20 protein-coding genes are annotated in these 22536 nt (G+C 68.7%); 12 read left to right on the top strand and 8 right to left on the bottom strand.

Features of this window, described 5'->3' with window-relative positions; all coding sequences use genetic code 11:
• The first annotated feature begins 196 nt into the window (after positions 1–196).
• Together AC069I_RS33090 and AC069I_RS33085 are read left to right on the top strand one after the other, a co-directional pair.
• Positions 197–2290, top strand: coding sequence for an ROK family protein (locus tag AC069I_RS33090; protein ID WP_478229133.1), 2094 nt, complete (start codon positions 197–199; stop codon positions 2288–2290).
• Positions 2287–3141, top strand: a complete 855-nt coding sequence (locus AC069I_RS33085) for a sugar phosphate isomerase/epimerase family protein (protein ID WP_478229132.1) — start codon at positions 2287–2289, stop codon at positions 3139–3141. Before AC069I_RS33090 ends, AC069I_RS33085 begins: the two co-directional genes overlap by 4 nt.
• Here AC069I_RS33085 and AC069I_RS33080 read toward each other — a convergent pair.
• Positions 3065–4237 carry a sedoheptulose 7-phosphate cyclase gene (locus AC069I_RS33080; protein ID WP_478267162.1) on the bottom strand — a complete coding sequence of 391 codons (1173 nt, stop codon included), beginning with the start codon at positions 4235–4237 and terminating at the stop codon, positions 3065–3067. The two genes, AC069I_RS33085 and AC069I_RS33080, sit on opposite strands and share 77 nt — an antisense overlap.
• A gap of 293 nt (positions 4238–4530) precedes the next feature.
• On the opposite strand from AC069I_RS33080, the gene AC069I_RS33075 reads away from it, so the two are divergent.
• Genes AC069I_RS33075 through AC069I_RS33065 form a run of 3 tightly spaced genes read left to right on the top strand, consistent with a single transcriptional unit; the run spans position 4531 to position 7522 of the window.
• Positions 4531–5835 carry a DUF6271 family protein gene (locus AC069I_RS33075; RefSeq protein WP_478267161.1) on the top strand — a complete coding sequence of 435 codons (1305 nt, stop codon included), beginning with the start codon at positions 4531–4533 and terminating at the stop codon, positions 5833–5835.
• Positions 5826–7019 carry a type III PLP-dependent enzyme gene (locus AC069I_RS33070; protein WP_478229129.1) on the top strand — a complete coding sequence of 398 codons (1194 nt, stop codon included), beginning with the start codon at positions 5826–5828 and terminating at the stop codon, positions 7017–7019. The genes AC069I_RS33075 and AC069I_RS33070 overlap by 10 nt, the downstream gene beginning before the upstream one ends.
• The gene (locus AC069I_RS33065) at positions 7016–7522 is read left to right on the top strand and encodes a GNAT family N-acetyltransferase (protein WP_478229128.1); all 507 of its coding nucleotides are present in this window, start codon (positions 7016–7018) and stop codon (positions 7520–7522) included. The genes AC069I_RS33070 and AC069I_RS33065 overlap by 4 nt, the downstream gene beginning before the upstream one ends.
• Here AC069I_RS33065 and AC069I_RS33060 read toward each other — a convergent pair.
• The 7 genes from AC069I_RS33060 to AC069I_RS33030 all read right to left on the bottom strand — a co-directional run bounded on the left by AC069I_RS33060 (position 7501) and on the right by AC069I_RS33030 (position 15454).
• Complete coding sequence (locus AC069I_RS33060) at positions 7501–8463, bottom strand: ROK family protein (RefSeq protein ID WP_478229127.1); 963 nt, start codon at positions 8461–8463, stop codon at positions 7501–7503. The genes AC069I_RS33065 and AC069I_RS33060 overlap by 22 nt on opposite strands.
• Positions 8460–9293, bottom strand: coding sequence for a glycosyltransferase family 8 protein (locus tag AC069I_RS33055; RefSeq protein ID WP_478229126.1), 834 nt, complete (start codon positions 9291–9293; stop codon positions 8460–8462). The genes AC069I_RS33060 and AC069I_RS33055 overlap by 4 nt, the downstream gene beginning before the upstream one ends.
• Positions 9294–9327: 34 nt before the next feature.
• Positions 9328–10248 (bottom strand): GNAT family N-acetyltransferase, encoded by a 921-nt coding sequence (locus AC069I_RS33050; RefSeq protein WP_478229125.1) that lies wholly within the window; start codon positions 10246–10248, stop codon positions 9328–9330.
• Positions 10249–10264: 16 nt separating this feature from the next.
• Positions 10265–10966 carry a polysaccharide deacetylase family protein gene (locus AC069I_RS33045; RefSeq protein ID WP_478229124.1) on the bottom strand — a complete coding sequence of 234 codons (702 nt, stop codon included), beginning with the start codon at positions 10964–10966 and terminating at the stop codon, positions 10265–10267.
• Positions 10963–12540, bottom strand: a complete 1578-nt coding sequence (locus AC069I_RS33040) for an alpha-amylase family glycosyl hydrolase (RefSeq protein WP_478229123.1) — start codon at positions 12538–12540, stop codon at positions 10963–10965. Before AC069I_RS33040 ends, AC069I_RS33045 begins: the two co-directional genes overlap by 4 nt.
• A 23-nt stretch (positions 12541–12563) precedes the next feature.
• Positions 12564–14204, bottom strand: coding sequence for an FAD-binding oxidoreductase (locus tag AC069I_RS33035; protein ID WP_478229122.1), 1641 nt, complete (start codon positions 14202–14204; stop codon positions 12564–12566).
• 140 nt (positions 14205–14344) lie between these two features.
• Positions 14345–15454 carry a ParB/RepB/Spo0J family partition protein gene (locus tag AC069I_RS33030; protein WP_478267160.1) on the bottom strand — a complete coding sequence of 370 codons (1110 nt, stop codon included), beginning with the start codon at positions 15452–15454 and terminating at the stop codon, positions 14345–14347.
• Positions 15455–15799: 345 nt separating this feature from the next.
• Here AC069I_RS33030 and AC069I_RS33025 point away from each other — a divergent pair, with 345 nt between their 5' ends.
• The 7 genes from AC069I_RS33025 (at position 15800) to AC069I_RS32995 (ending at position 22516) form a co-directional block, all read left to right on the top strand.
• Positions 15800–16957, top strand: a complete 1158-nt coding sequence (locus tag AC069I_RS33025) for a galactosyltransferase-related protein (RefSeq protein ID WP_478229120.1) — start codon at positions 15800–15802, stop codon at positions 16955–16957.
• A 2-nt stretch (positions 16958–16959) separates the two neighbouring features.
• Complete coding sequence (locus AC069I_RS33020; protein ID WP_478229119.1) at positions 16960–17391, top strand: type II 3-dehydroquinate dehydratase; 432 nt, start codon at positions 16960–16962, stop codon at positions 17389–17391.
• A 159-nt stretch (positions 17392–17550) separates the two neighbouring features.
• Positions 17551–18549 (top strand): FkbO/Hyg5 family chorismatase, encoded by a 999-nt coding sequence (locus AC069I_RS33015; protein WP_478229118.1) that lies wholly within the window; start codon positions 17551–17553, stop codon positions 18547–18549.
• Positions 18546–19706, top strand: a complete 1161-nt coding sequence (locus AC069I_RS33010) for a 3-deoxy-7-phosphoheptulonate synthase (RefSeq protein WP_478229117.1) — start codon at positions 18546–18548, stop codon at positions 19704–19706. Before AC069I_RS33015 ends, AC069I_RS33010 begins: the two co-directional genes overlap by 4 nt.
• 26 nt (positions 19707–19732) lie before the next feature.
• Positions 19733–21109 carry a condensation domain-containing protein gene (locus tag AC069I_RS33005; RefSeq protein ID WP_478229116.1) on the top strand — a complete coding sequence of 459 codons (1377 nt, stop codon included), beginning with the start codon at positions 19733–19735 and terminating at the stop codon, positions 21107–21109.
• Between the two features lie 10 nt (positions 21110–21119).
• Entirely contained in the window at positions 21120–21401 is a 282-nt protein-coding gene (locus AC069I_RS33000) for an acyl carrier protein (protein WP_478229115.1), read from the top strand.
• A 38-nt stretch (positions 21402–21439) separates the two neighbouring features.
• Positions 21440–22516: a Gfo/Idh/MocA family protein gene (locus AC069I_RS32995; RefSeq protein ID WP_478229114.1), complete on the top strand. Its 1077-nt coding sequence runs from the start codon at positions 21440–21442 to the stop codon at positions 22514–22516.
• Positions 22517–22536 lie beyond the last annotated feature (20 nt).

Raw genomic sequence — 22536 nt, 5'->3', positions numbered from 1 at the left:
GAGTCGATCCTGTTCGCGGTGACCGTGGGTGATCACCGCGCGCACGTCGGTTGAGGCTCGTCACCCCTGCTCCGCGCCGGCAGCTCACGAGGTCCCTGGGGTGCCGTGGCAGAGCCTGCAACCCACGGGGTGGACGGATGGCCGGGTGAAGTGGTCATCTTGGCGCTCACGACCACGATCCGACCGGAGGGTTTCCGTGTCCATCACCGTTCTCGATGTCGGCGGCACGCATCTTCGCTGGGCTCGCTGGTCTGCCGAACACGGGCTTGACGAAGTCCGCAGCGCGATGACGCCCAGCCTGCGGAACAGTCCACACGCGACAGTCGAGGAGTTGCGGGCGTCACTGGTGAAGGCGATGACCGAACCCGTTCTGCCGGACGCGGTTGCCGGGGTCTCGTTCGGCGCCGCGCTCGATCACCGTACCGGGGTCGTGTACGCGTCCGCGCCCTTGTGGGGGTCGCACGTCGAGCCCTTCGATCTTCTCGGCGCGCTGCGGTCCGCGCGTCCCGATGTGCGCTGGCACGTGGTCAACGACGTCACCGCCGCGCTTCTGCACCTCGCCGCGTCGCCGCACGCGGAAAACCGCCGGAAGATCTTGCTGGCGACGATCAGCACCGGCGTCGCCTGCCGGACCATCGACTCGCGCACCGGGGAGATCGCGCTCGATAGCCTGGGCTTGCAAGGCGAGATGGGACATTTGCCCGCGACAGTCACGATCGACGGCGAACCGGTCGACCTCCGGTGTGACTGCGGACAACCTGGTCATGTCGCGGCCTTCGCTTCGGGCCCGGGACTACGCCGGCTGGGCAAGGTGTTCCGGGACCGGCGACCTCAGCGGTGGGCCCGGTCTCGGTTGGCCGGGGACGGGCCGTTCGAAGCCACGCTGAAGTCGGCGCTCGACGAGGCGGATCCGGTGGCGATCGAACTGTTGCGGGCCGCCGCCAAACCGGTGGCCGACGTCGTCCGCACCGCGCTGTGCCTCGATCCGGAGATCGATCTGGTGGCCTTCACCGGCGGTGTCGCGACCGGGCTCGGCCAGCATTACCGGGACGCGCTGACCTTCCACTTGACCGCGGAAGGCCTGTACCTCACCAGCGAACGCGACGCCGGTTGGGTGCTCGACAGGATCCTGATCTGCGATTCCGGCGAGGCGAACGGCCTTGTCGGCGCCGGGCTCGCCGCCCAGGGCCGGCGCAGTCACCGCGCGGTCGTCCGCGCGGGCGGATCGCTGTCCGTCGCCTCGCGGCTGACGAGCGAACCCGGGCCGGGCGAGCTCGTCGTGGCGACCGAGTACGCGGGGCTGTGCGGGACGGACATCCAGATGTTGCGTGGTCTCCGGGATGATCCGGCGCCGGTGATCGGCCATGAAGGGATCGCGACGGTGGTGGCCACGGGTCCGGGAGTCCGGCCGGAGTTCGCCGCGGGCACGCTCGTCGCGATCAACCCGACCCATCCGACGGATCCGAGTTTCCTGTTGGGACACAACGTCGACGGCCTGTTGCAGGAGCGGACCCTACTGCCCGCCTCGGCCGTCGAAGGCGGCCTGGTGCTCCCTCTGCCCGCGAACACGGACCGGACGCTCGGGCCCTTGCTTGAGCCGCTCGCCGTGGCCCGGTACGCGCTGGGGGAACTCGACGCGTTCACGCCCCGGACCTTGATCGTCTACGGCGACGGCGTGATCGGGCATCTCGCCGTGCGCGCAGCCCGCTCTTGGCTCGGCTCGGCGACCCGGGTGATCCTGGTGCACCACACCGAAGCCGGTCTCGCGTTCAGCCGAGCGGCCCCGTACCGCGCGGACGTGCTGTGCACCCGGCTGGACTGGGCGCATCTCGAACCCGGTCCCGTCGGAGCGCTGCTCGCCACCCCGCGCGACGCGACGGTGTTCGCGTTGGAGGCGGTGCTTTCCCTGGGCATCGAAGAACTGGCCGTCGACATCGTGGGCGGGCTGCCACCGGCCGCCACGACACCGCTGCTCCCCGGCGTCGACCTCACCGCGGCCCGGGCCGCGAACTGCGGCGGTCTCCCGGATCCCGCGCGGATCGTGACGACCGGATCGGCCGACGGAAACCGGGTCCGCGTGTTCGGCCACCGCGGGGTGGCCGCCCGGCACCTGTTCGACTCCGCGTCCGAACTCGCCGCCGAACCCGCTCGGTACCGCGACCTGATCACCCACGAGACCGATCTCGAAGGCGCCGCCCGCGTGATGCGCACGCTGGCCGGTTCGCGCGAGCGTGTGATCGACGGCCGGAGACTGCTCAAGCTGTCCGTCCACTTGGGAGCGAGAAAGTGAGTCGCTGCCTGCTCGGCCTGACCGAATGGCGGCTCGCCGAGGCAGGCCCCGAGGCCATCCGCAGGACCGCGGCCGCCGGAGCCGATGGACTCCAGCTCGACTTCGGCGGCCCCGGCCGCGGCGAATGGCTGGACGCGCCCGGGCGGCTCCGGGCGTTGCGCGACGCCGCCGCGGCATCCGGTGTCCGGTTGTTCGCGGTGGCGGGCAACCATCTCAACGACATCGGCCTGACCACCACGTCGGCGCAGCCACTCATCGAGCGCCTGCTTGACTCCGCGCACGCGCTCGAAGTGCCGTTGGTCTTCCTGCCGAGCTTCCGGCGCAGCGCCATCGACGGACCCGCCGCCTTCGATCGCACGGCCCGGGTCCTCGCCTGGGCCGCCGCCGAAGCCGAGGCACGGAGTCTGTGGCTGGCGAGCGAGAACGTCCTCGCGCCCCACCGAGCGGCCGAACTCGCCGAACGGGTCGGTTCCCCGGCGTTCCGGCTGGTGCTGGACACCTTCAATCCCGTCAAGGCCGGGCTCCGGCCCGAGTCGCTCGTCGCCGAAGCCGGGGATCTGCTCGCCGACCAGATCCACCTCAAGGACGGCCCGCCCGACGTCGGGAACACGCCCGCTCTCGGCGACGGTGCGGGACGGGTCGAAGACACCCTCGAAGCCCTGCGCGAACACACGATACCGGTGAGCGCCCTGGTACTGGAGAACGACTATCGCGACGGTGATCCCACCAGGCTCGCCACCGACCTCGCCTGGGCGCGCCGCCGCACCCGGTGGTTCACCCCACCGGAAGCCGCCGGCGGCCACCGAGCCCGCGGTGGATCTCCAGGGCCGCGCTCAGTTCCTCCGGTGTGACGTCGTTGACGAAAGTGGCGCCCCCGATCCCGACCGGCAACGGCAACCGCTGCTCGCCGTCACGGTGCCGGACGGCGTCGCGCAAGGCCTGGGCGAGCATTCCCGGCTCGAGCAGCGCGTCCCAGATGGGCAGTTCGAGCATCGTCATCACGGCGAAGACGCGATCGCGCTGGGCTTCGGTGAGCAGCCCGCGACGGTAGGCGAGGATCGTGGAGAGCGCCATGTCGACACAAACGGCCTCGCCGTGCAGGAGCGCGGGCAGCCCACGCATCTCGATCGTCGGGCTGAAGGTGTGGCCGTAATCGACGCACCGTTCCAGTTCGGCTTCCCACAGATTCGGTTCGAGCTCTTCGAGCATGCCGTGGGTGGCGGCGTACAGCACGGCCACCGCGGCCTGGTCGCTTTCCGGGCTGTGGCCCTGGAACTTCTCCGCGAGCAGGCGCGCGCCGTGTTCTTCCAGCAGTTCGAACAGCGCGAAGTCCTTGATCAGCGCGATCTTGAGGATTTCCGCGAGCCCGTTGCTGATCTGACGCCGGTCCAGGGTGGCCAGGAAGGTCCGGTCGAGCAGGGTCAGTTCGGCGTGGGCGTAGGTACCCAGCCGGTTCTTGTGCCCGTTGAAGTTCACGCCCGTCTTCACGCCGACACCCGCGTCGACGAGACCGATGAGCGTGGTCGGCACCCGGAGGAACGGGGTACCGCGCCGGTACAGGCTCGCGGCGAGGCCGACGATGTCCGTCAGGACACCGCCGCCGATGACGATGATGGGCTCGCGACGCCGGGCGATACCGAATCCGTCGAGTTCCTTGACTATTCGCGCCGTCGTCTCGAAATTCTTGACCGTCTCGTCCGCGGTCACCGTCATCATCGCGTACTCCAAGCCATGATGCTCGAAGTAGGCGCGGATCCGGTCTCCGTGGTGGCGGTCGACATTGGCGTCGATCACGACGAACCGGCGCGGTCTGCCCTGATCCTCCCCCTTCTCCAGCAGGTCCGTACGGTCGGAGCGGAAGAGATCCTCACAGAACCGCACCTCGTAGTTGACGCTCTTCTGGGCGCGAACAAGCCAAGAGGCCGACTTCTTCCCCGAATCGGTCATTACCCGTTCCTTTTTCCAGCGGTTATTCGTCAATGAAAAGACCGCGACTTCGCGTCGGTACCGTCATCTTTGCCGGTTCGTGGCCCCGCTGTCGCGTCGGTGAAACGACCACCCGTGAACGCTTCCGACGCCTGTCTTTCGCTCCGCGCGTCAAGTCGCGGGCAACTGCGGATTCTCGTCGGTTGACGGCGGTTCTCCGGCGTTCTTGACGTGATCGACTCCGTCGGTACGCTGGCGTCGGCCGTCGAATCAGCCGACTCCATCACGATAACCCGCGATCGGAGCACGAGAAAATGCGCCGGATCTGCCTGGCCCTCCCCACCGATCGGGCCTGTGCCAGCACGCTGTCGGACTTCCTCGAAGAAGGGGAGTTCGCGGCCAGGAATTTCGACGTCGAGGTCTTCTCATTGATCCTGGATTCGTCCTCGGAACAGGAGTACGCCGAACATGCCGGAATCATCGGCGGCAGGCGCCGAACCGAAAATGTCGTGGTACTGCACCTCGGTGAAACCGAGCAACGGGCGTTCCTTCGCCGAGTGACCGAGGGCGCCGACGCCGGCGAATCGATGCTCGGCCTTCTCCTTCCGCGAGGGGTTTCGTACGGGGCCTGCACCGACCGCGCCTTCCTGATCGCCCGCGCGCTCGGTTGCCGTTCTGTGCACCGCAGGGATTCCGACAGCGGTTACCAGCTCTCCAACGGCGAGAAGGTGTTCCCGGTACACCACGAACTCGCCTCGCTCGGCCGCCGGGCCGCGGACGTGAAGGAGCACGTGACGACCTCGTCGCTCACACCGGAGCACGGCCACAAACCCGTGGTGCTGGTGGGCGGTTCGTTCGTCGGCGAACTTTCGGTCGACATCGGCGACCTCCGCGCCCGGGACCGGACCGCGTACCACGACATCGTGAGCCTGTGGGCGCCCGATGGCTGGACGGACACCCAAAAGGCGGAGCTGGTCGAGGAATCCTTTACCGGCGCGGGCACCGAACCGTTCACCGAAGACCGGTCGGAAGCCGGTTTCGTCGACCCGATGCGCGTCGACATGTGCAACATCGCCTTCCAGCACATCCAGGAACAGGTGCCGTTGCCACCCGCGACCGACACCATCGGCAGCGACTACTTCCTGTTCCATCTCGCGCACAGCGCCCGGTTGCCGGGGGTCGTGCACAACCGCCACATCGTGAACTTCCACACCGGTGAACGGAAGACCGACGCGGGATTCCTGTCCTACCAGCTGAGGCTGACCAAATTCTTCCTGTCCATGCTGTACTTCCACGACATCTACGGCCGGATGGCCGGTGCCGGTGAGGCACTGCTCGATCACCGCCACCGCGTACGCCCCGCGATGATCGCGGATTTCGCCCGGGAGAGCACCGGTTCGGCCGTCGACGCGAACGTCGAGCGCCTCGACCGCATCGACAAGACCTACCGCGGGCTGGGCGGCCGGTACGCCGATTTCGCCGACTTCCTCGCGCCGCGACGGGAAGAACTGATCGCCACGGCACGGCACGACATCGGCGACTTCGCCGTGCTGATCGACACGTGGGAACGGCTGATGACCGCGAGTGCGGCGCAGGGGCTCGATCAGATATGGCACTAGCGGAAACCGACCGGACCGCATTCGACGGCGGCCGGATCCGGGAAGCGCTCACCGCTGCGGAGCACGATCAGCTCGTCATCGATCTCGCCGGGATCGAGCGCGCCTACGACGCGCTCACCCGTGAACTCCCCGGTGTGACCGTCCGGTTCGCGATGAAGGCCTGTCCGGTGGACGAGGTCCTGACCTGTCTGGCGCGCCGGGGCGCGGGCTTCGACGCCGCCAGTCCCGACGAGATCGTCCAGGCCCTCGGCACCTGCAGCCCGCCGCGGCTGATCCACTACGGCAATACGGTGAAGTCCGACGAGAACATCGCCGAAGCGCACCGGCTCGGCGTACGTGATTTCGCCACCGACAGCGTCGAGGACGTGGTCGCCATCGCGGCCAACGCACCCGGCGCACGGGTGTTCTGCCGGCTCGCGACGACCGGAGCCGGCGCTTTGTGGGGCCTCGGGCGCAAGTACGGCTGCGCGGGAACCGACGCCGTGCGTGTCCTGCTCACCGCGCGGCGGCTCGGATTGCACCCTTCGGGCCTGTCGGTTCACGTGGGTTCCCAGCAGATGACGGTCGCAGCCTGGCACGACGCCTTCGACCGCATCGCCGACGTACTCGTCGCGCTTTCCCTGCGGGGAGTGCACATCGACCATGTCAACCTGGGTGGCGGCCTGCCCGCGGCCGGCTATCTCGACAAGGCGGGCAACCCCCTGCGGCCCCCGGTGGAAAAGATGTTCGCCGCCCTCCGGGACGGCATGCTCCGCCTCCGGCGGCTGGCGGGCCGACCGCTGGCGTTCGTCGTGGAGCCGGGCAGGCACCTGGTCGCCGATCACGGCGTGATCCGGGCCCATGTATCCCGGCTGTCGTCTCGGCGGCAGCTGAACGGGATTCGCGAAAGGTGGCTGTATCTGAGCTGCGGGAAGTTCAACGGGCTCTACGAGACCGACATGCTGCGCTACCGGCTGGTGTTCCCCGGTCATCCCGGCGGCGAGCTCGTCCCGGCGATCGTCGCCGGACCCACCTGTGACAGCGACGACGTGTTCAGCGACGGGCTCACCTTCGCGCAGGTGCCGGAAGCGGCGGAGTCGGGAGATCCGGTGTGGCTGCTCTCGTGCGGGGCGTACTCCATGAGCTACACGACGCGGGGCTTCAACGGGTTCTCGCCCTTGCCGATCACGGTGACGAGGTCGTGACCGGCCGGGACGAAGGCGGCGCCGTGCGGATCAAGGCCATCTCGTCCGGCGATTGGGCCAGCATCGTCCGGCTGGAAACCGAGTCCTATGCGGAGAAGGGATTGTCCGAGCGGCGATGCGTGCTCAAGTCACGGGTGCGAGCCTCACCGGAGACGTGCTTCGTCCTGCGGGCGGGCGGGCGCATCGCGGGTTACGTGCTGGCGTTGCCTTATCCGTTGTTCCGCTTTCCCGGATTCGACCGGCCGGAAGGGCAAGCGTTCACGTCGGGCAACCTGCATCTGCACGATCTCGTCATCGCCCGGGATATGCGGGGCCGCGGACTGGCGAAGGTCTTGCTGAACCGGCTCATCGCGACGGCGCGGTCGAGGCGGCACGACCGGATGTCGTTGATCGCCGTCGCGGGCACCACGGTCTTCTGGTCCGCCAATGGTTTCCACCCGTATCCCGAGGTGCCGGTACCGGGCTACGGCGCGGACGCCGTCTACCTGTCCCGCGCCTTCTGATCCCCGCGGGGCGGTAGGGCCTGGTAGGACAACGCGCCCATCGCGGCGAGGACGGCGCCGCGCAACGACGACTCACCACCGAAGTGCGCGGGCACGACCGGAGCCACCGGGTGTCCCGGCCGCGACAGTGCCGCGGCTTGCCTTCCGACCTCGTCCACGTAGCCGGGGATCCCCGCCGCGAACCCGCCTCCCACGACGTGGACCACCGGGGCCGCCAGTTCGCCGATACCGGCCAGCGCGGCCGCCAGCGCCTGGCAACTGTGCTCGATCGCGGCGACCGCCCACGGCTCGCCGTCCAGGTAGCCGGCGCAGAGCCGGTCGAAAGTCACGGTCGCACCGCGCGCCGCGGAGGCCCGCCGCAGTGTCGCGGGTCCTGAGGCCTCCGCCTGCACGCAGCCCCTCCGGCCGCAGGTGCACGGCGAGCCGCCGCGGTTCACGATCACGTGCCCGAGTTCGCACGCACCGCCGGACATCGCGGACAGCAGACGGCCCCCGAGGACCACCCCTCCCCCGACACCGGTGCCGACGCCCGCGTAGACCAGGCTTGGGACCTTCGCCGCCGAGGCTTCCGCGACGGCGGCGAGCGCGCCGTCGTCAGCCCAGACGATCTCCGATTCCGGGAACAGCGAGCGGAGTTCACCGAACAGGTCGAGCCCGCCCCATGTCTCCCGGTTCGGCCACGTCACCACTCGGCCCGCGGCGTCCACGGTCGCCGCGACGGCGACGCCCACCCCGGCGAACCAATGCTGGGTGGTGCCCCGCAGTTCCCTGACCCGCGACCGCAGGACGGCCAGGTCGTCCACGACGTCCGAGGGCGATTCCGGCCAGCGGTCGAGTGAACTCCACAGCACCTCGCCGTCCGCTTCCTCCGCCCGGCGCACCAGACGTAAGGAGACCTTGGTGCCGCCGATGTCCACCCCGAGATAGCGGGCCTCCGTCACGGGAGCGGGTCCTCGATGGCCCGCAGGAACTCCCGGTACCGGTCGCGGGACCAGCTCGGCGGGCAGGTGTCCTGCCACGGTTTGTCCCGGCCGCTGAAGTGCAGGATCGACGCGGTCCGCTCGGCGCGGACGAGCGAGTCCAGGCTCGCGATGTCCTCCGCCACGTGGACGTAGTCGTCCCGGCTGGCCATGATCGACATGGCGAAGGTGTTCCACTTGCGGTCCAGCCGGAGCCAGTCGTCCGCGACCGACCAGTTCAGCGCGTCCTGATCGGGGAAACGCGCCACTTCGGGCTGTCGCAGGAGGATGTCACCCGCCCGGTCGAGCACACCGGTGGACCGGCATTCGTCCAGGTCGAGCAGGAGCACCCCCGAGTTGAAGTATTCGCGGTCTCCGGGGAACTCGCGCTGTCCCCATGAGGGCAGCGCGCCGCCGCGGCTCATCGTCGGCCGCGCCGAGTCACGGACGGCGCCGACGGCGTGGCCGTCCATGGGCAACGTCAGCAGCTCGCGGAGGTCGTCCAAGATGACCAGATCCGAGTCCAGGTACAGGACACGGGGCTCGTCGGCGAGCACGTGATGCACGTTGAGGCGCAGGTAGATGGCCGCGGTGTACCGCCTCAGCACGGGGAAGCGAGGATCGACCGGCGGGCTCTCCACCAGTTCCAGTTTCAGGCCCAGCCGGTCGCCGTGCGCCCGGATGCGTGTCCGCGCGTCCGCGCTCAAGGCGTCGTACAGGATCACGATCCTGAGGTCGTCGAGGCAGTCCTCGTGCGTGACGGCGAGCGACTGTAGCGCGACCCTCACCGGGAGCTCGAAATTGTCGTCCACCGCACAGACGATCGTCGGCAAGGTGGACTGCGGTTCATTCGCCCCCATCGGAGACCTCGGCTTTCAGCGGCTTGCGGTACTGCCAGAAGCACCGGCGGATACTGGCCTTCAACCGGTCAGAGAACAGGGACAGCGGTCCCACCCAGGAGATCTCGGCGACGGTGATGCCCTGATCGCGTTGATCGGCGTAACACCGCTTCATCAGGGTCATTCCGATGCCGCGGCTGCGTACCGCGTGATCGGTGGCCATCGGGCCGATGATGTGCGGCTGGTTCACCCCGTACGCGCAGAACGCGACCGGTTTCCCCTCGGACACCGCGATATGGCACCCCGCGTTCTCCCTGCCGAGGGAGGCGGCGGCCTCCTCCGCCCAGCCGGGCGGCCAGCCGGCGGGCGGCCACCCGGATCCGGCAGACAGCCAGGCGTGCAGCGCGTCCCGGTCGGCCGTGGTCGCCTCGCGGATCTCGATTCCCTCGCCCAGCAGGCGTTTCTCGTCATCCGCGGTGTCCAGCGAAATCTCCCGCAGGTCGACGTCCATGTTGACCACAGACCGTCCTCGTTCGTACCCGCTGTCCTCGAAGAAGCAGATGGCCGAGGTGTAGTGGAGGTCGACGCCGGGCCACACGTAGTAGGGTGCGTTGCCTTCGACCGCGATCCCGGCCGCTCCCTGGTCCGCCAGCCGGCTTTCCAAGGCCGTCACCAGCCGCCGGGCGATCCCCCGGCGCCGGAAGCCCTCGGCGACGACCAAGAGGTCGAGCGATCCCTCGTCCTCCCCTCTGGCCGATCCCAGCGCGGTGCCCACGAGCCTGCCCTCGTCGATGGCGACGAGGCCGATGCCCTGCCGTCGCAACAGCATCTCCGGATAGTCCGCGGCGTACGGGTCCAACGGGAGCCCAGCGGCGCACAGTGCGGCGATCTCCGCCCGGTCCGCTGTCTCCAAGGGACGGATGTGCATCAGTTTCCTCCGGTTGTCACGGGGTCAGCCGCACGTCTGTGACGGGTTCGCCGACGTCGAGTGCTTCGGTGAGGGAACAGCAGGACAGGCCTTGTTCCTGGTAGACGCCGACCATCAGATCCGTCAGGCGACCGCGGTCGAGCGTCGGCGGGCGCCCGTCGTCGACACCGTCCAGAAAGGACGCGAACCCGTCGTGTGCGAGCATGATCGCTCCCGGCCGGGCCGCGTTGATCACCGGTTCGAGATGCGTCTCGGTCGGCCTGTCCCACCAGTCGCGCAGGGCATCCGTCCAAAGCACGGTGGTCAGCCCCGTGGCGTCCACGGCGGTCCAGCTGTCACGGGAATGCAGGCCGTAAGGCGGCCGGAACCACCGCACCTCACTCCCGAGCCGGTCCTCCAGTTCGCTGCGCGCGTCCCTGGTGCGATGGTGGACCTCGCGCGGATCGATCGACGTCAGCCGCTGGTGGTCGACGCCGTGCAGTCCGACTTCGTGCCCCGCGTCCGCCATCTCGGCGAAAAGCCGCGGGAACCGCCGGACCCGGCCCATCAGGACGAAGAACGTGGCGGTGACACCGTGTTCGCGCAACGCGTCGAGCACCCGCTCGGTGCCATCCGGCTCGGGGCCGTCGTCGTAGGTGAGGACGACGTTCTTCGTCTCGGTGCGGACGGCGTGGACCGACGAGCCCACCGGAGTGGTTTCCGCCTCGTCGTCGCTCATGCGCGCACTTCGAAAACGCCGTAGGAGAAACCGTCCGCCCGGACTTCCCCGTCGCCCCACTCCACTCCGTGGACGGCGAGCGGGCGGACGACGTCGAGATCCAGCCGGGCGGTCGCCGGCTCCCGGCGTCCGTTGACGACCACCAGATGACTCTCGCCCCGGAGGTAGACGAAGGGGTAGTCCTGGAACAGGACCCGCACCGACGCTCCGGTGCCGAGCGCGGGGATCCGCTTGCGCAGCTCGACCAGCCGCCGGACGTGGTGGATCAGGGAGGCCTCGTCCGCCTGGGCGCCCGCGACCGTGGGGCGGTCCGGATCGGGGTCGACCGGGAGGTACAGATCCGCGGCGAGGGCGGTGGAGAACCCGGCGTTCGGGCCCTCATCCCACTGCATCGGCGTGCGCGATCCTTGACGGGCTGTGATGTCCGCCTGGCTGCCCTCCTTGTCCGGCAGTCCCGGGACGTACCGCATCCCGATCTCGTCGCCGTAGTAGATGACCGGCAGCGTCGGCCAGGTGAGCTGGAAGGCGAACGCCGGCGCGACCATGTCCCTGGTGCGCGGGCCGCAGACCAGCCGGGAGAAGTCGTGGTTGGCAGTCGGCAGCGCCGCCAGCCCGCGCCCGGCCGTCGCGGCGTCGACCTCCTGCCATTCCTCCAGGAACGGCTTCATCGAGCCCCGGCCGTCCACGTCGAAGTAGCACGGCCTGCCGTCGGTCCACGGGCCCTGGGTACCGGAGTCGTTGTCCCACAACGAGTGCACCGCCGGCCCGACGAAGTGCAGAAAGAAGTCGGCGTGGAAACCGGCGGGGACGGCGGTCTTCGGAACCCCCCATTCCGACAGCAACGCGCAGTGTGGGTACTCGCGGTCGATCCACTCGCGCAGCTCGCCCCACAGCTTGGCCGTCTCCTCCCAGCCGGGGTCGTCTTTTACCAGCGAGTAGGCCATGTCCATACGGAAACCCGAAACCCCGCGGTCGAACCAGTGGCTCATGATCTCCCGCAGCGCCGCCCGGTTGGCGAGCGGGCCGGGTGCGTCCACGGGTTGCCGCCAGGGCTCGGCCGGATCGAGCCGGGCGTAACCGAAGTTCAGCGCGGGCTGGGCCGGATAGAAGTTGGCCCGGTAGAACCCGCCCCTGTTGCCCAGGTTGGGCACCCATTCGCGGACCGGTGAGGAGATCCGGTCGGACCAGATGTACCGGTCGTCGCCCGGCGTTTCGGCCGACTCCCGGAACCAGGGATGCCGATGGGAGGTATGCCCGGCCACGAGATCGAAGAGCACGCGGATACCGCGGTGGCGGGCCGCCTCGATCAACGCCACGGCGTCCTCGTCGGTGCCGTACCGCGGCGCGATCGTCAGGTAATCCACCACGTCGTACCCGCCGTCGGCGAACTCCGAGGCGAAGCAGGGGCTCAGCCAGATGGCGTCGACCCCCAGCCACCTCAGGTAGTCCAGGCGCCCGGTGAGCCCGGCCAGGTCACCGATGCCGTCGCCGTCGGAATCGGCGAACGACGGCGGGTACACGTGGTACAACACGGAATCCGCCAGCCAGGACGAAGCGGCGCGGGACTGGGACATGGGTGTGAGACCTTTCGCCACGGTTAGGGAAGCCGGACGGACAGCTTGTGCCGGAAGAAGTTCCGGGGATCCCATCGCGCCTTGACCTGCTGCAGGCGCGGGTAGTTGTCCCGGTAGTAGAGGTCGTGCCAGGCGGCGGTGGAGGTGTTGAACCGTGGATCGGCGACATCGGTGTCGGCGTCGTTGACGTAGCTGCCGCCGGTGACGCCGTTGGGCACCGGGACACCACCCGTCTCCGCGTACACCGCGCCGTAGAACTCCCTGTTCCAGCCGACGAACTTGGCGTCGTCGGCCGGATCGTTCCAGATCACCGTCCACAGCAGGTTCAAGGAGCAGTCCCGGTGCGGGAAGGCGGTGTCGTTGCGGCCGACCGCGTTGATCCGGCCACCGAAGGACAGGAACGATACCCCGATCGTGGGGTTGTCGATGTCGGTGCGGGTGAGATACCGGTAGAGCGCGTCGATCTGCGAATCCGGCATGGTCCCGCGCATCATGGCCGACTTGAAATCGCTGCGCAGTGCCGGGTCGTTCGCCTGACTGTTCGTCGTCGCGCGCTGCAGGGTCGATCGCAGCCACGGCATCCGCGTCACGTGGTGTTTCGCGTTCGGCGCGACACCGTCGAGGATCTCCGCGTGGTAGCGCTCGAGCATCCGCTCAGCGCCCGGGAGGGTCGCGTCCACCTGGGTGCCCATGCCGATCGGGCCCGCCGACCGGAGGGGAAGCCCCAGTCCCCCGGTTAGCGCCAGGTAGGGCGAGTCGGGGTGTTTGTGCTTCTCATGGAACCCGCTGTAGTTCTTCAGCAGCCGGGCGAACTTCTCCTTGGTGAAGTCCGCCCACGGCAGCCCGAGGCCGGCGAAGAGCACTTCGGCGGGCGGCTGCGGAAGGATCTTGCGCGGGTCGTTCCCCTTCGCCCCCGGCGAACGGAACCAATAGCGGGTGACCACGCCGAAGTTCCCGCCGCCACCGCCGGTGTGGGCCCACCACAGGTCGCGGTGGGGGTCACCGGGCTCCCTCGTCGCCACCACCTTGCGGACGCCGCCCCGAGCGTCGACCACGACCACCTCGACCGCGTAGAGGTGGTCGACCGCCATCCCGTGCAGCCGGGACAGGAACCCGTGTCCACCACCCGCGAAATGACCGCCCGCGCCGATCGAGTAGATGATGCCGGCGGGAATCGTGACGCCCCAAGCCTTGTAGAGGCGGTCGTACATGTCCATCAGGATGGCGCCCGGTTCGACGGCGACCGCGCCGCGCTCGGCGTCGAAGTACACCCGGTTCATCTCGGAGAGGTCCAGCACCACCTGGACCTCCGGATTGAACACGAAGTCCTCGACGCAGTGGCCGCCGCTCCGGACGGTGAGCCGCTTGCGCTCGCTGACCGCCTTGCGCACGACCTCGATCACCGAGGCCGTCGAGTCCGCGACGTAGATCGCCTCGGGATCGGCGACGTACCTCGGGTTGAGGCCGCGGATCAGGTCGCGATACCGCCCGTCCGCCGCGGTTATCGCGACCGGGCCGAAACCGGCGGCCTCCGTGCCCGCGACCGCCGCGGGAACCGCCTGGGCGGGTACGAGGGCGGAGGGCCCTAGCACGGTGGCGGCGGTCCCCGCGGCGACCGTGCCCGCCAGGAACCTGCGTCGTCCGATTCCGCCGGTGTCTTTCATTGCGTTCTCCAGTTCACGTGCGAAGCCCCGCCGCCGCGCAGTTTCAGGCATGGGCGGACAACGGTTTGACAGGTGGAAGGCACCGTCGGCCCGGGTATCGGCGGGAGCCGGCACCCGGGCCGCCGCGAGGCGACGTTCGGCTATCCGTTGGCCTCAAGCTGGGTGTCGCAGCGCTTCTCCAACTCACCGGCGAGCAGTTCCCAGGTCTCGGCGCAATTCCGGGCGAGGTCGGCGACGACGTTCGTGCAATGTGAGGGAAGGAAGTCGACCAGGCCGTTCAGATGCGCCGACATCGAATGCGTCGCGCCGATCAAGCGGAGAATCCGCCTGCCGGTGATGCTGAGCCGCAGCGACGGATCGCGCTCCAGGGCCTGCAGCGCGCTGACGGATCCGAGCTTTGCCTGCAACGCCTCCGCCGCGGCGGCCACCGCGCCAGCGATCCGGCGTTCCTCGGCCGAGGCCGTCTTATCCGCTTCGGGCGAATTCTTGCTGTACGCCTTCGGGATCGGATCCTCGCCGCGCCTGAGCCGGTCCCGCACGTCGCGGACGGTGCCGACGGCGATCCCCGACGACCTCGCGACCTCGCTGAGCGAGGCGTCCGGACGCTCCGAGATCAACTCGGCCGCACGAAGCCGCCCCGCGGAACTGTCGAGCGGACGCGCACGGCCGTCCTTCCCGATACGCACCGCCCTGGCGTTTCCGGAATCCGGAGACACCTTGCCCCGGATGGAACTGATCTTCTTCGCCGACAACCCGGCGATCTTCGAAATCGAGCGATCCGACCAGTGCGGGAAGAATCTGATGATTCTTTCCGCGGCCGACTCACGATCGGCCTTGGTCAGCGGAAGGCCGTGCTTGGTATTCACTTCCACCGCGTGGACGAACGCGGATTCGGATCCTCCGTCGTAGAAGGTGACCTCGATGGTGGAATCGCCTCGCAGCTCTGCCGCGCGGAGGCGATGCATCCCATCGATCACTTTTCCGGTCTGCCGGTGGACGAGAATCGGCGGCAGTTTCTGGTCGAGTTCGGCAAGCATACTGACGTAGTCGAGGTCTTCACCCGAAAGCCGGAGGGATTCCCCGGGAAGCAGTGATTTTATATCGACAACGGCAGACTGTACGGTCTCTGGTCTCTCTTCCGCAGCCTTCGATTCGGACGACTGCACCCATTCATCAACATACGAATGCACTATCAGTGTTCCCCCAGTCAGAACAGTTGATGTCGCATTTCGCACCTTACCGTGCGCCATCCACCATGATCAAGCAGTTGCGGAAATTTGGTCTGGACCTCCCTCTGCCCCGGTCCTTTACGCAGGGTAGTCACGAAAAGGCCTGTTCCACGCCCCCTGCATGAGGGAGCGTCGGTCTTCAACTGCGGACTCGCGGCAGTTGCCCGGGCGGCCGCACGGTTGGGCCGGGCCTGTACTGCTGGTAGAAGGAGAACACCACCACCGGTCGTCGGCATTGCGCGAAACGTCCCGCAGATCGACTTTCCCCGAAACGCGAAGGTAATTCGAATCTCGCCTCGGGGTTCCCTGCCCGGCAGGTCCAGCACGCCGGTAAGGGCCGGAACTTCGAATCGAAGATGGGATCAAATGACAGGAAGAACTGCGCCGAGGCCGGCCGGTACCGCCACGGCACGCGATCTCACCGAAGCCCTCGTCCTGCTCGCCTATCCACGACGGCGGCTCAACGACCGCAGCTGGTTGTCCGAACGCGCACTCCTCGAAAGCGCCGTCGACGCAGGGCTCGCTTCGTTGTCCCCCGGCGAGCGGACCGAGGTGGAGGCCGCGGCGATGGCGGCCGCCGCAGAGGAGGGAGACCGCGTCGCGCTCGACCGGCTGGAGCTGCTGCTGGCGGGCGTCGGCGCCCACCCCAGCCTGACCGCGTCGTTCCGGGAAATCGACCAGCTGGTCTTCCGCACCAGGCTTTCCCCCGGACACGGGACGGCGACCGGGGCGTTCGTCGCGGACCCCGCCACCCCGCCGGTGACCGGCCGAGACGCCATGACGGTGATCGTGCCGTTCCGCGCGTCGACCGAAGACAGGACACGGAACCTCGCGATCGCCCTGCGTGCGTTGCGAGACGCCGCCCGCGAAGCGCCCGACATCGAAGTGACCCTCGTCGAGCAGGACTCCGACACCCGACTGCGCGACGTCCCGCGAACCCTCTACGACTCGCACATCCTCGTGGCAGACAGCGGTCCTTACAACAAATCGTGGAGCGTCAACGCCGGGGTGCTCAGGTCCGCGCACGAGCGGATCTGCGTACTCGACGCGGACCTGCTCGTCGACCGGTACGTCCTGGACGCGATGCTCCGGGGGCTGGACGACGTCGACATGTTCGTTCCCTATCGCCGCGTGACCTGGATGGACGAGGTGTCGACGACGCGCACCATCGCGGCCATCACCGGAGCGAATGACGCCTACCGGATCGACGGGTCGGCCGCCCGGGGTCTGAGCATCGACGGCCTTTTCGGCGGCTGTTTCGCCGTACGACGCGATTTCTATCTCGCGATCGGCGGTCACGACGAGCGCTACGCGGGCTGGGGCGGCGAGGACAACGCGTTCCACGAGCTCGCGGCGGCGCACGGCCGGACCGGGCGCGGCGACCTCGTCATGGCCCATCTGAACCATTCCCGGCCACCGGCCACCCGCGACGACGGGACCATGTTCAACGAGCACCTGCAGGGCACCCGGCCCGACGGCGGGGAAATCGGCAGGCTCCGCGCGAAACCGCAGACGGTGAGGTGACCGTGGAAGAACTGCTTCTGCTCAACGGACCGAACCTCGGCATCCTGGGTCGGCGGGAACCCGAGATCTACGGCACCGACACGCTGGCGGACATCCAGGCCGCCGTCGAGAAGGAAGTGGCCGAGCGAGGCTGGCGGGTGGTCCCGGTCCAGCACGACTGCGAGGGCGCGATGGTGCGGTCCGTGCAGGAGGCGTACGGGACGGTCGGGGCGATCGTGAACCCCGGCGCGCTGATGATCGCCGGATGGAGTCTGCGGGACGCACTCGCCGCCTATCCCCGGCCGTGGATAGAAGTGCACCTGTCGAACGTGTGGGCCCGCGAACGGTTCCGGCACGAGTCGGTGATCGCCCCGCTGGCAAGTGGCGTGATCGCCGGTCTCGGCGCGCTCGGCTATCGTCTCGCCGCGCAAGCCCTTTTGGACCGGGTCCCCTGAGGACCGGCCGAATCCGCGGTTCGTGCCGCGTCTTTCTCGACGACGAGCGAAATTTGCACTGCACAATGTTCTGCGAGATGGTCTTCTCACTCGCGGAGCGGAACCATTCGCAATGCTCCGACAAGCCACTGTGAGATGCTTGTGACGAAAGTGACGCCGATGATCGATGTTGCCGTTTCTACGGACGAGCCTCTGCGGGACTACGGCGGAATACTGGGCGTCGTCGAATTCGGCGGACAATCCCGGAATCCGGATTTGTCCGCGGGCCACCCGACGGTCGGAATAGCGATGCGCGAACGGCGGGAAAAACCTGTTCGCGAAGTGTGGACGAGCGCTTTCGAGGTGACGAGCGGCGTTCGTGACGGGATCGTCTACGGTCATGACGGCGTGCATCTGTTCGGCGCGTTCCGGCTACCCGCCGCGGAGACCTACCGTGAGGCGACCAGGTCGGTCTACCGCCGGATGATGGCGCTGCTCCACGACCTCGGATATCCCTACCTCGTCCGCATGTGGAACCACATCGCCGACATCAACCACACCAATGCCGACGGCATGGAGGTCTACCGAGGCTTCTGCCAAGGACGAGCCGAAGGGTTCGAAGAGGCGGGCACGGACATGTCCGCCGGCCTGCCCGCCGCCACCGGGATCGGCTCACGCGGCGACGGCGTGGCTGTCTACTTCATCGCCGAGCGGTCCGGCGCGCCCATCCATTTCGAAAACCCACGGCAGGTACCCGCTCACCGCTATCCCCGGGAATACGGCCCACGCTCGCCGAGCTTCGCCCGCGCCACCTTGCTGCCGTCGTCGGAGAAACTGTTCCTGTCCGGCACGGCGAGCATCATCGGGCACCGGTCGACGCATGTCGGTGATCTCGACGGACAGTGCGATACGACCCTCGAGAACATTCGGATCCTCCTCGCGAACGTATCGGAGAAGACCGACGGCAAGGTGGAAATCGATTCGTTCTCCATGCTCAAGGCCTACGTGCGCCACGAAAGCGATATACCGCACGTCCGGCGAAGACTCCGCGAGGAGGTCGGGCCGCTGGTGCCGCTCGAGCTGTTCAACGTGGACATCTGCCGTGGCGAACTGCTCCTGGAGGTCGAAGGCGTGCTCACCATGAAGTTCTCCGGCGAGGTGCGGAGAGGAGGATCGTGACCGCGGTATCGGACTTCATCGGCGCGGCGCACCAGCCCGCTTGGCCGGAACCGGAGGTTCTGCGCGACACGGTCGAGCTGGTGCGCAGGCTGCCGCCGCTGGTGGAGGCGGAGGAGTGTGCCCGCCTCTCCGGCGAACTCGCGGCCGTCACGCGCGGGGAACGCGTCGTGCTGCAGGCGGGTGACTGCGCCGAACTGTTCAGCGACTCGGCGCCGCAGACGATCCGCGCCAAGACCGCGCAGCTAGCCGGGCTCGGCGAGCACCTGCACCGCACGGGCCGGACGCCGGTCCTGATCGGGCGGATGGCTGGCCAGTACGCCAAACCGCGGTCACACCAGGCGGAGCTCGGCGCCGGTGACGTCGAGGTCCCGGTCTATCTCGGTGACGCGGTCAACGACCTGGCCCCGACCGCGGAGGGCAGGCGCCCCGACCCGCGCAGGCTGCTGCTGGCCTACGCGCACGCCGCGCGGGGGCTGCAGACCCTCGCGTCCGGCCCGGTGGTGTACACCAGCCACGAAGCGCTGCTTCTGGACTACGAGCACGCTTTGAGGCGTACGGACCCCGTCCGGGACGAGGTCTACGCGTCGTCGGCGCACATGGTCTGGATCGGCGAACGCACCCGCGCGGTGGACGGGCCGCATATCGCCTTCGCCGACGGGATCGTCAATCCCATCGGGGTCAAGGTCGGACCGGACGCCGACCCGGCCGAAGTGCTGGCCCTGGTCGAACGGCTGACGTGGAACCGCCCGCCGGGACGGCTGAGCCTGATCGTCCGGATGGGCGCCGACACGATCGGCGAGCGGCTGCCGCCGATCGTGCGGGGGCTCGACGACCACGCGGCGAACGTGGTCTGGCTCAGCGATCCCATGCACGGCAACACGGTCCGCTCCGCCCAGGGGCTCAAAACCAGGGTGTTGAGCAGGCTGGCCGACGAGGTCGAGCAGTTCTGCGCCGTGCTCCACCGGCACGGGCGGTATCCGGGCGGGCTGCACCTGGAGATCACCCCCGACGACGTGAGCGAATGCGTGGACGACGGCGCGGAGCTGGCGACCGGGCCGCCGCACGCCCGGTACCGATCGGCCTGCGATCCCCGCCTCAATCCCGGTCAGGCCAGCGCGCTCGTCGCACGGTTCACGGACGTCCTCACCACCATCTGAGATCCCACCAGGAGGTCGACCCGCAAATGACTACCTCGTCTCCCACGCCGGCGACGGTCCGGTTCTCCGGCCTGGCAGGCGCCGTCGCGCCGATGACCTGGTCCCAGTTCGGGATCTGGGGCGCGGTCAAGATGTTCCATCCGCACGACGCCTACCTGAACGTCAGTTGCCGGGTCGAGATCCCGGAAGGCCTCGCGCTCGACGACGTCCTCGCCGTGATCCGCGACGTCGTCGTGCGGCACGAATCGCTGCGGACCCGGTACTTCGACGCGGCCGACGGGGCGGGCAGGCAGGAGGTGCTCGGCTCCGGCGAGTACGAGGTCCGGCTGGACCACGACCCGGAGGAGCCCCTCGACGACCTGCTCGCCCGGTTCGCCGACCACTCGTTCGACGTCGACCGCGGGCTCCCCGCCCGGTTCGGCGTCGTCCACTTCGGACAGCGCCCGGCCTGGCTCCTGGTCGTCGTGTCGCATCTGTCCATCGACGGCCTGGCGCGCAACCGTCTCCACGAGGAGTTCACCGCGCGGCTGGCGGGCGACGGCCACTACGGTGAAGACCGACCGCCACTGACCCCCGTGGCGCAGGCGCTGGAGGAGACCGGCCCGAGCGGGGTCTTGCGGAACGAACGCACGATCGAGCGGTGGCGGCGGTTCGGGGAACGGGTCGACGTGACGAACTTCCCGACGGCGCCATCCGCCGACCGCGAGCCGCGCTGGGTGCGCGTCGCCATGTGCTCGCCCGCGCTCGGCGCCGCGTTCGACCGGATCGCCGTCCAGAACAAGGTCACTTCGCCCGCCGTCTACGCGGCGATGTCGGCGACGGTAGTCTCGATGCTTTCGGGCCGGTCCGACAGCGCGATCCGCTGCATGATCTCCAACCGGTTCACCGAGGCCGAAAAGCGCTATATCGGCAACATGGCACAGTCGGGCGCCTTCGATGTGGAGATCGGCGACGCGGTCTTCGACGAGGTCGTCCGGCGCACCATGGCCGCGAGCATCCGCGGTTACTCGATGGGCCGGTACCGCATGGAACAGCTGGCGGAGGTCATTCCGCCGGGCAAATTCGACGCCATGCACAACGACTTCCGTGACACCGCGGTCACCAGAAGGCCGCAGAAACTGCTGTCCGATCTCGAGATCCACGCGCTCCGACCGAGGACCATCGTCGGGCCGCCGCAGGTTCTGCACTACTACGACGACAAATTCCACGTCGAGATCCGCAACGGCGAGGGCGGCCCCGCCCCCCAGCTGATGCTCGACCGGTGCTTCTTGCCGTTCGCCGAGCCTAAGGAGGTCCTCCTCGCTATGGAGCACTTCGCGCTGGCGCAGCTCTCGGAGCACCGGGACGTCCCCGCCGTCGAAGCGTTCAAGCTCGCCCTTTCCCAAGCCACCGAAACCGACTGAGAGGCCTCAGATGATCAACGAGACGGAACCCGCCGATCGTGCCGCGGTCGCGCGGCGGCTGACCGCGTGGGTGGTGGAGCTGGTGCCCGGCTGCGATGAGTCCGCGCTCGACGACGACACCTCGCTCACGGACTTCGCCGGGTTCGACTCGATCGCCATCGTCCAGCTGCTTGCCAAGGCCGAGGACGCATTCGGCGTCGACCTTGCCGATCAGGACCACGCGATCGAAAGCGCGGGCTCGATCGGCTCGCTGGCGGAAAGCATCGTCCTGCTGGGCGGCAGGCCGCGCTGACCAGGCCGGACGAGAACGCTTCTCAGGGAAGGGACACCATGGAGGTTCGCCTCGCTCTCATCGGCCTCGGCTGGGCCGTCCGCAAGCTCTGGGCACCGAGAATCCTGGACCATCCGGGGTTCACCGTCGTCGCCGTGCACGACCTGGACCCGGCCGCCACCGCTTGGGCCGCGGACCGGTTCCCGGCTGCACGGTCGCTGCGCGATCCCGGCGAGCTCGGGGCGGACGAGGTGGACTTGGCCGTGGTCGCGACGCCCAACCACCTGCACGCTTCCACCGCGATCCCGTTGCTGGAGCGGGGAATCCCCACCTTCGTCGAGAAGCCGGTCTGCGTGAGCCCGGAGGAGGCGGCGGCGCTGGCGGCCGCGGAGCGGACGGGCGGGGCGCGCATGCTCTCGGGAACCGCGGCCTGGTACCGCGCGGACGTCGTGGCCCTGCGCGAGCTCCTACCGGACCTCGGCCCGCTCCGTTCGGTGGACCTGTCGTGGATCCGGGCCGCCGGCGTTCCCGCCCCCGGCAGCTGGTTCACCGAACGCCGCCGGGCGGGTGGCGGGGCGCTCGTCGACCTGGGCTGGCACCTGATCACCCTCGGCATGCGGATGCTTTCGTGGCCGCGGGTGACGCACACGATCGGCGCCGTGTCGACGGATTTCCTCGCGCGGGCCGGCGCCGAAGCGACGTGGCGGGGCGACTCACCCGATGGTCCGTTGCGCGAGATCGCGCCGAAGGACGTCGAGGACACCGTTCGCGGCGTCCTGGCGCTGGACGGGGGGCCGCTGTTCGGCGTCAGCGCGGCCTGGGCCTCGCACGCCGCGCGCGATGTGACCCGCGTCGTCCTCGAGGGGGCCGACGCCCGTGCCGAGCTGACCTGCACCTTCGGTCTCAGCCCGAACGGCGTGGACAGTTCCCTGGTGCTCCACCGCGACGGGCGGGCCAAGACGATCGAGACGGTGCGAGAGGCCCGCGGTACGGAATACCGCCGCCAGCTCGACCATCTCCCGGCGCTGCTCAGCGATCCGGCACAGCGGGGCGCGGCCACCGCCGAAGTGATCCGGACGATCGACGTCATCGAACGGCTCTACCGATCGGCCGGTGCTCCGAGATCGGGCGGCTGAAGCTTCCCTTTGTTCTGTTC

It is taken from the genome of Amycolatopsis sp. NPDC043885 (genome assembly GCF_056435685.1).
Note: the sequence above shows the minus strand (reverse complement) of the source record. Positions and strands in the feature narration are given on the sequence as shown.

Excerpts from the sequence above, each read along its gene's own strand:
- AC069I_RS33050 (WP_478229125.1), bottom strand. The coding sequence starts at position 10,248 with ATGCACATCCGTCCCTTGGAGACAGCGGACCGGGCGGAGATCGCCGCA.
- AC069I_RS33025 (WP_478229120.1), top strand. The coding sequence starts at position 15,800 with ATGACAGGAAGAACTGCGCCGAGGCCGGCCGGTACCGCCACGGCACGC.
- AC069I_RS33080 (WP_478267162.1), bottom strand. The coding sequence starts at position 4,237 with ATGACCGATTCGGGGAAGAAGTCGGCCTCTTGGCTTGTTCGCGCCCAG.
- AC069I_RS33070 (WP_478229129.1), top strand. The coding sequence starts at position 5,826 with ATGGCACTAGCGGAAACCGACCGGACCGCATTCGACGGCGGCCGGATC.
- AC069I_RS33075 (WP_478267161.1), top strand. The coding sequence starts at position 4,531 with ATGCGCCGGATCTGCCTGGCCCTCCCCACCGATCGGGCCTGTGCCAGC.
- AC069I_RS32995 (WP_478229114.1), top strand. The coding sequence starts at position 21,440 with ATGGAGGTTCGCCTCGCTCTCATCGGCCTCGGCTGGGCCGTCCGCAAG.
- AC069I_RS33015 (WP_478229118.1), top strand. The coding sequence starts at position 17,551 with ATGATCGATGTTGCCGTTTCTACGGACGAGCCTCTGCGGGACTACGGC.
- AC069I_RS33030 (WP_478267160.1), bottom strand. The coding sequence starts at position 15,454 with ATGGCGCACGGTAAGGTGCGAAATGCGACATCAACTGTTCTGACTGGG.
- AC069I_RS33045 (WP_478229124.1), bottom strand. The coding sequence starts at position 10,966 with ATGAGCGACGACGAGGCGGAAACCACTCCGGTGGGCTCGTCGGTCCAC.
- AC069I_RS33035 (WP_478229122.1), bottom strand. The coding sequence starts at position 14,204 with ATGAAAGACACCGGCGGAATCGGACGACGCAGGTTCCTGGCGGGCACG.
- AC069I_RS33040 (WP_478229123.1), bottom strand. The coding sequence starts at position 12,540 with ATGTCCCAGTCCCGCGCCGCTTCGTCCTGGCTGGCGGATTCCGTGTTG.
- AC069I_RS33000 (WP_478229115.1), top strand. The coding sequence starts at position 21,120 with ATGATCAACGAGACGGAACCCGCCGATCGTGCCGCGGTCGCGCGGCGG.
- AC069I_RS33005 (WP_478229116.1), top strand. The coding sequence starts at position 19,733 with ATGACTACCTCGTCTCCCACGCCGGCGACGGTCCGGTTCTCCGGCCTG.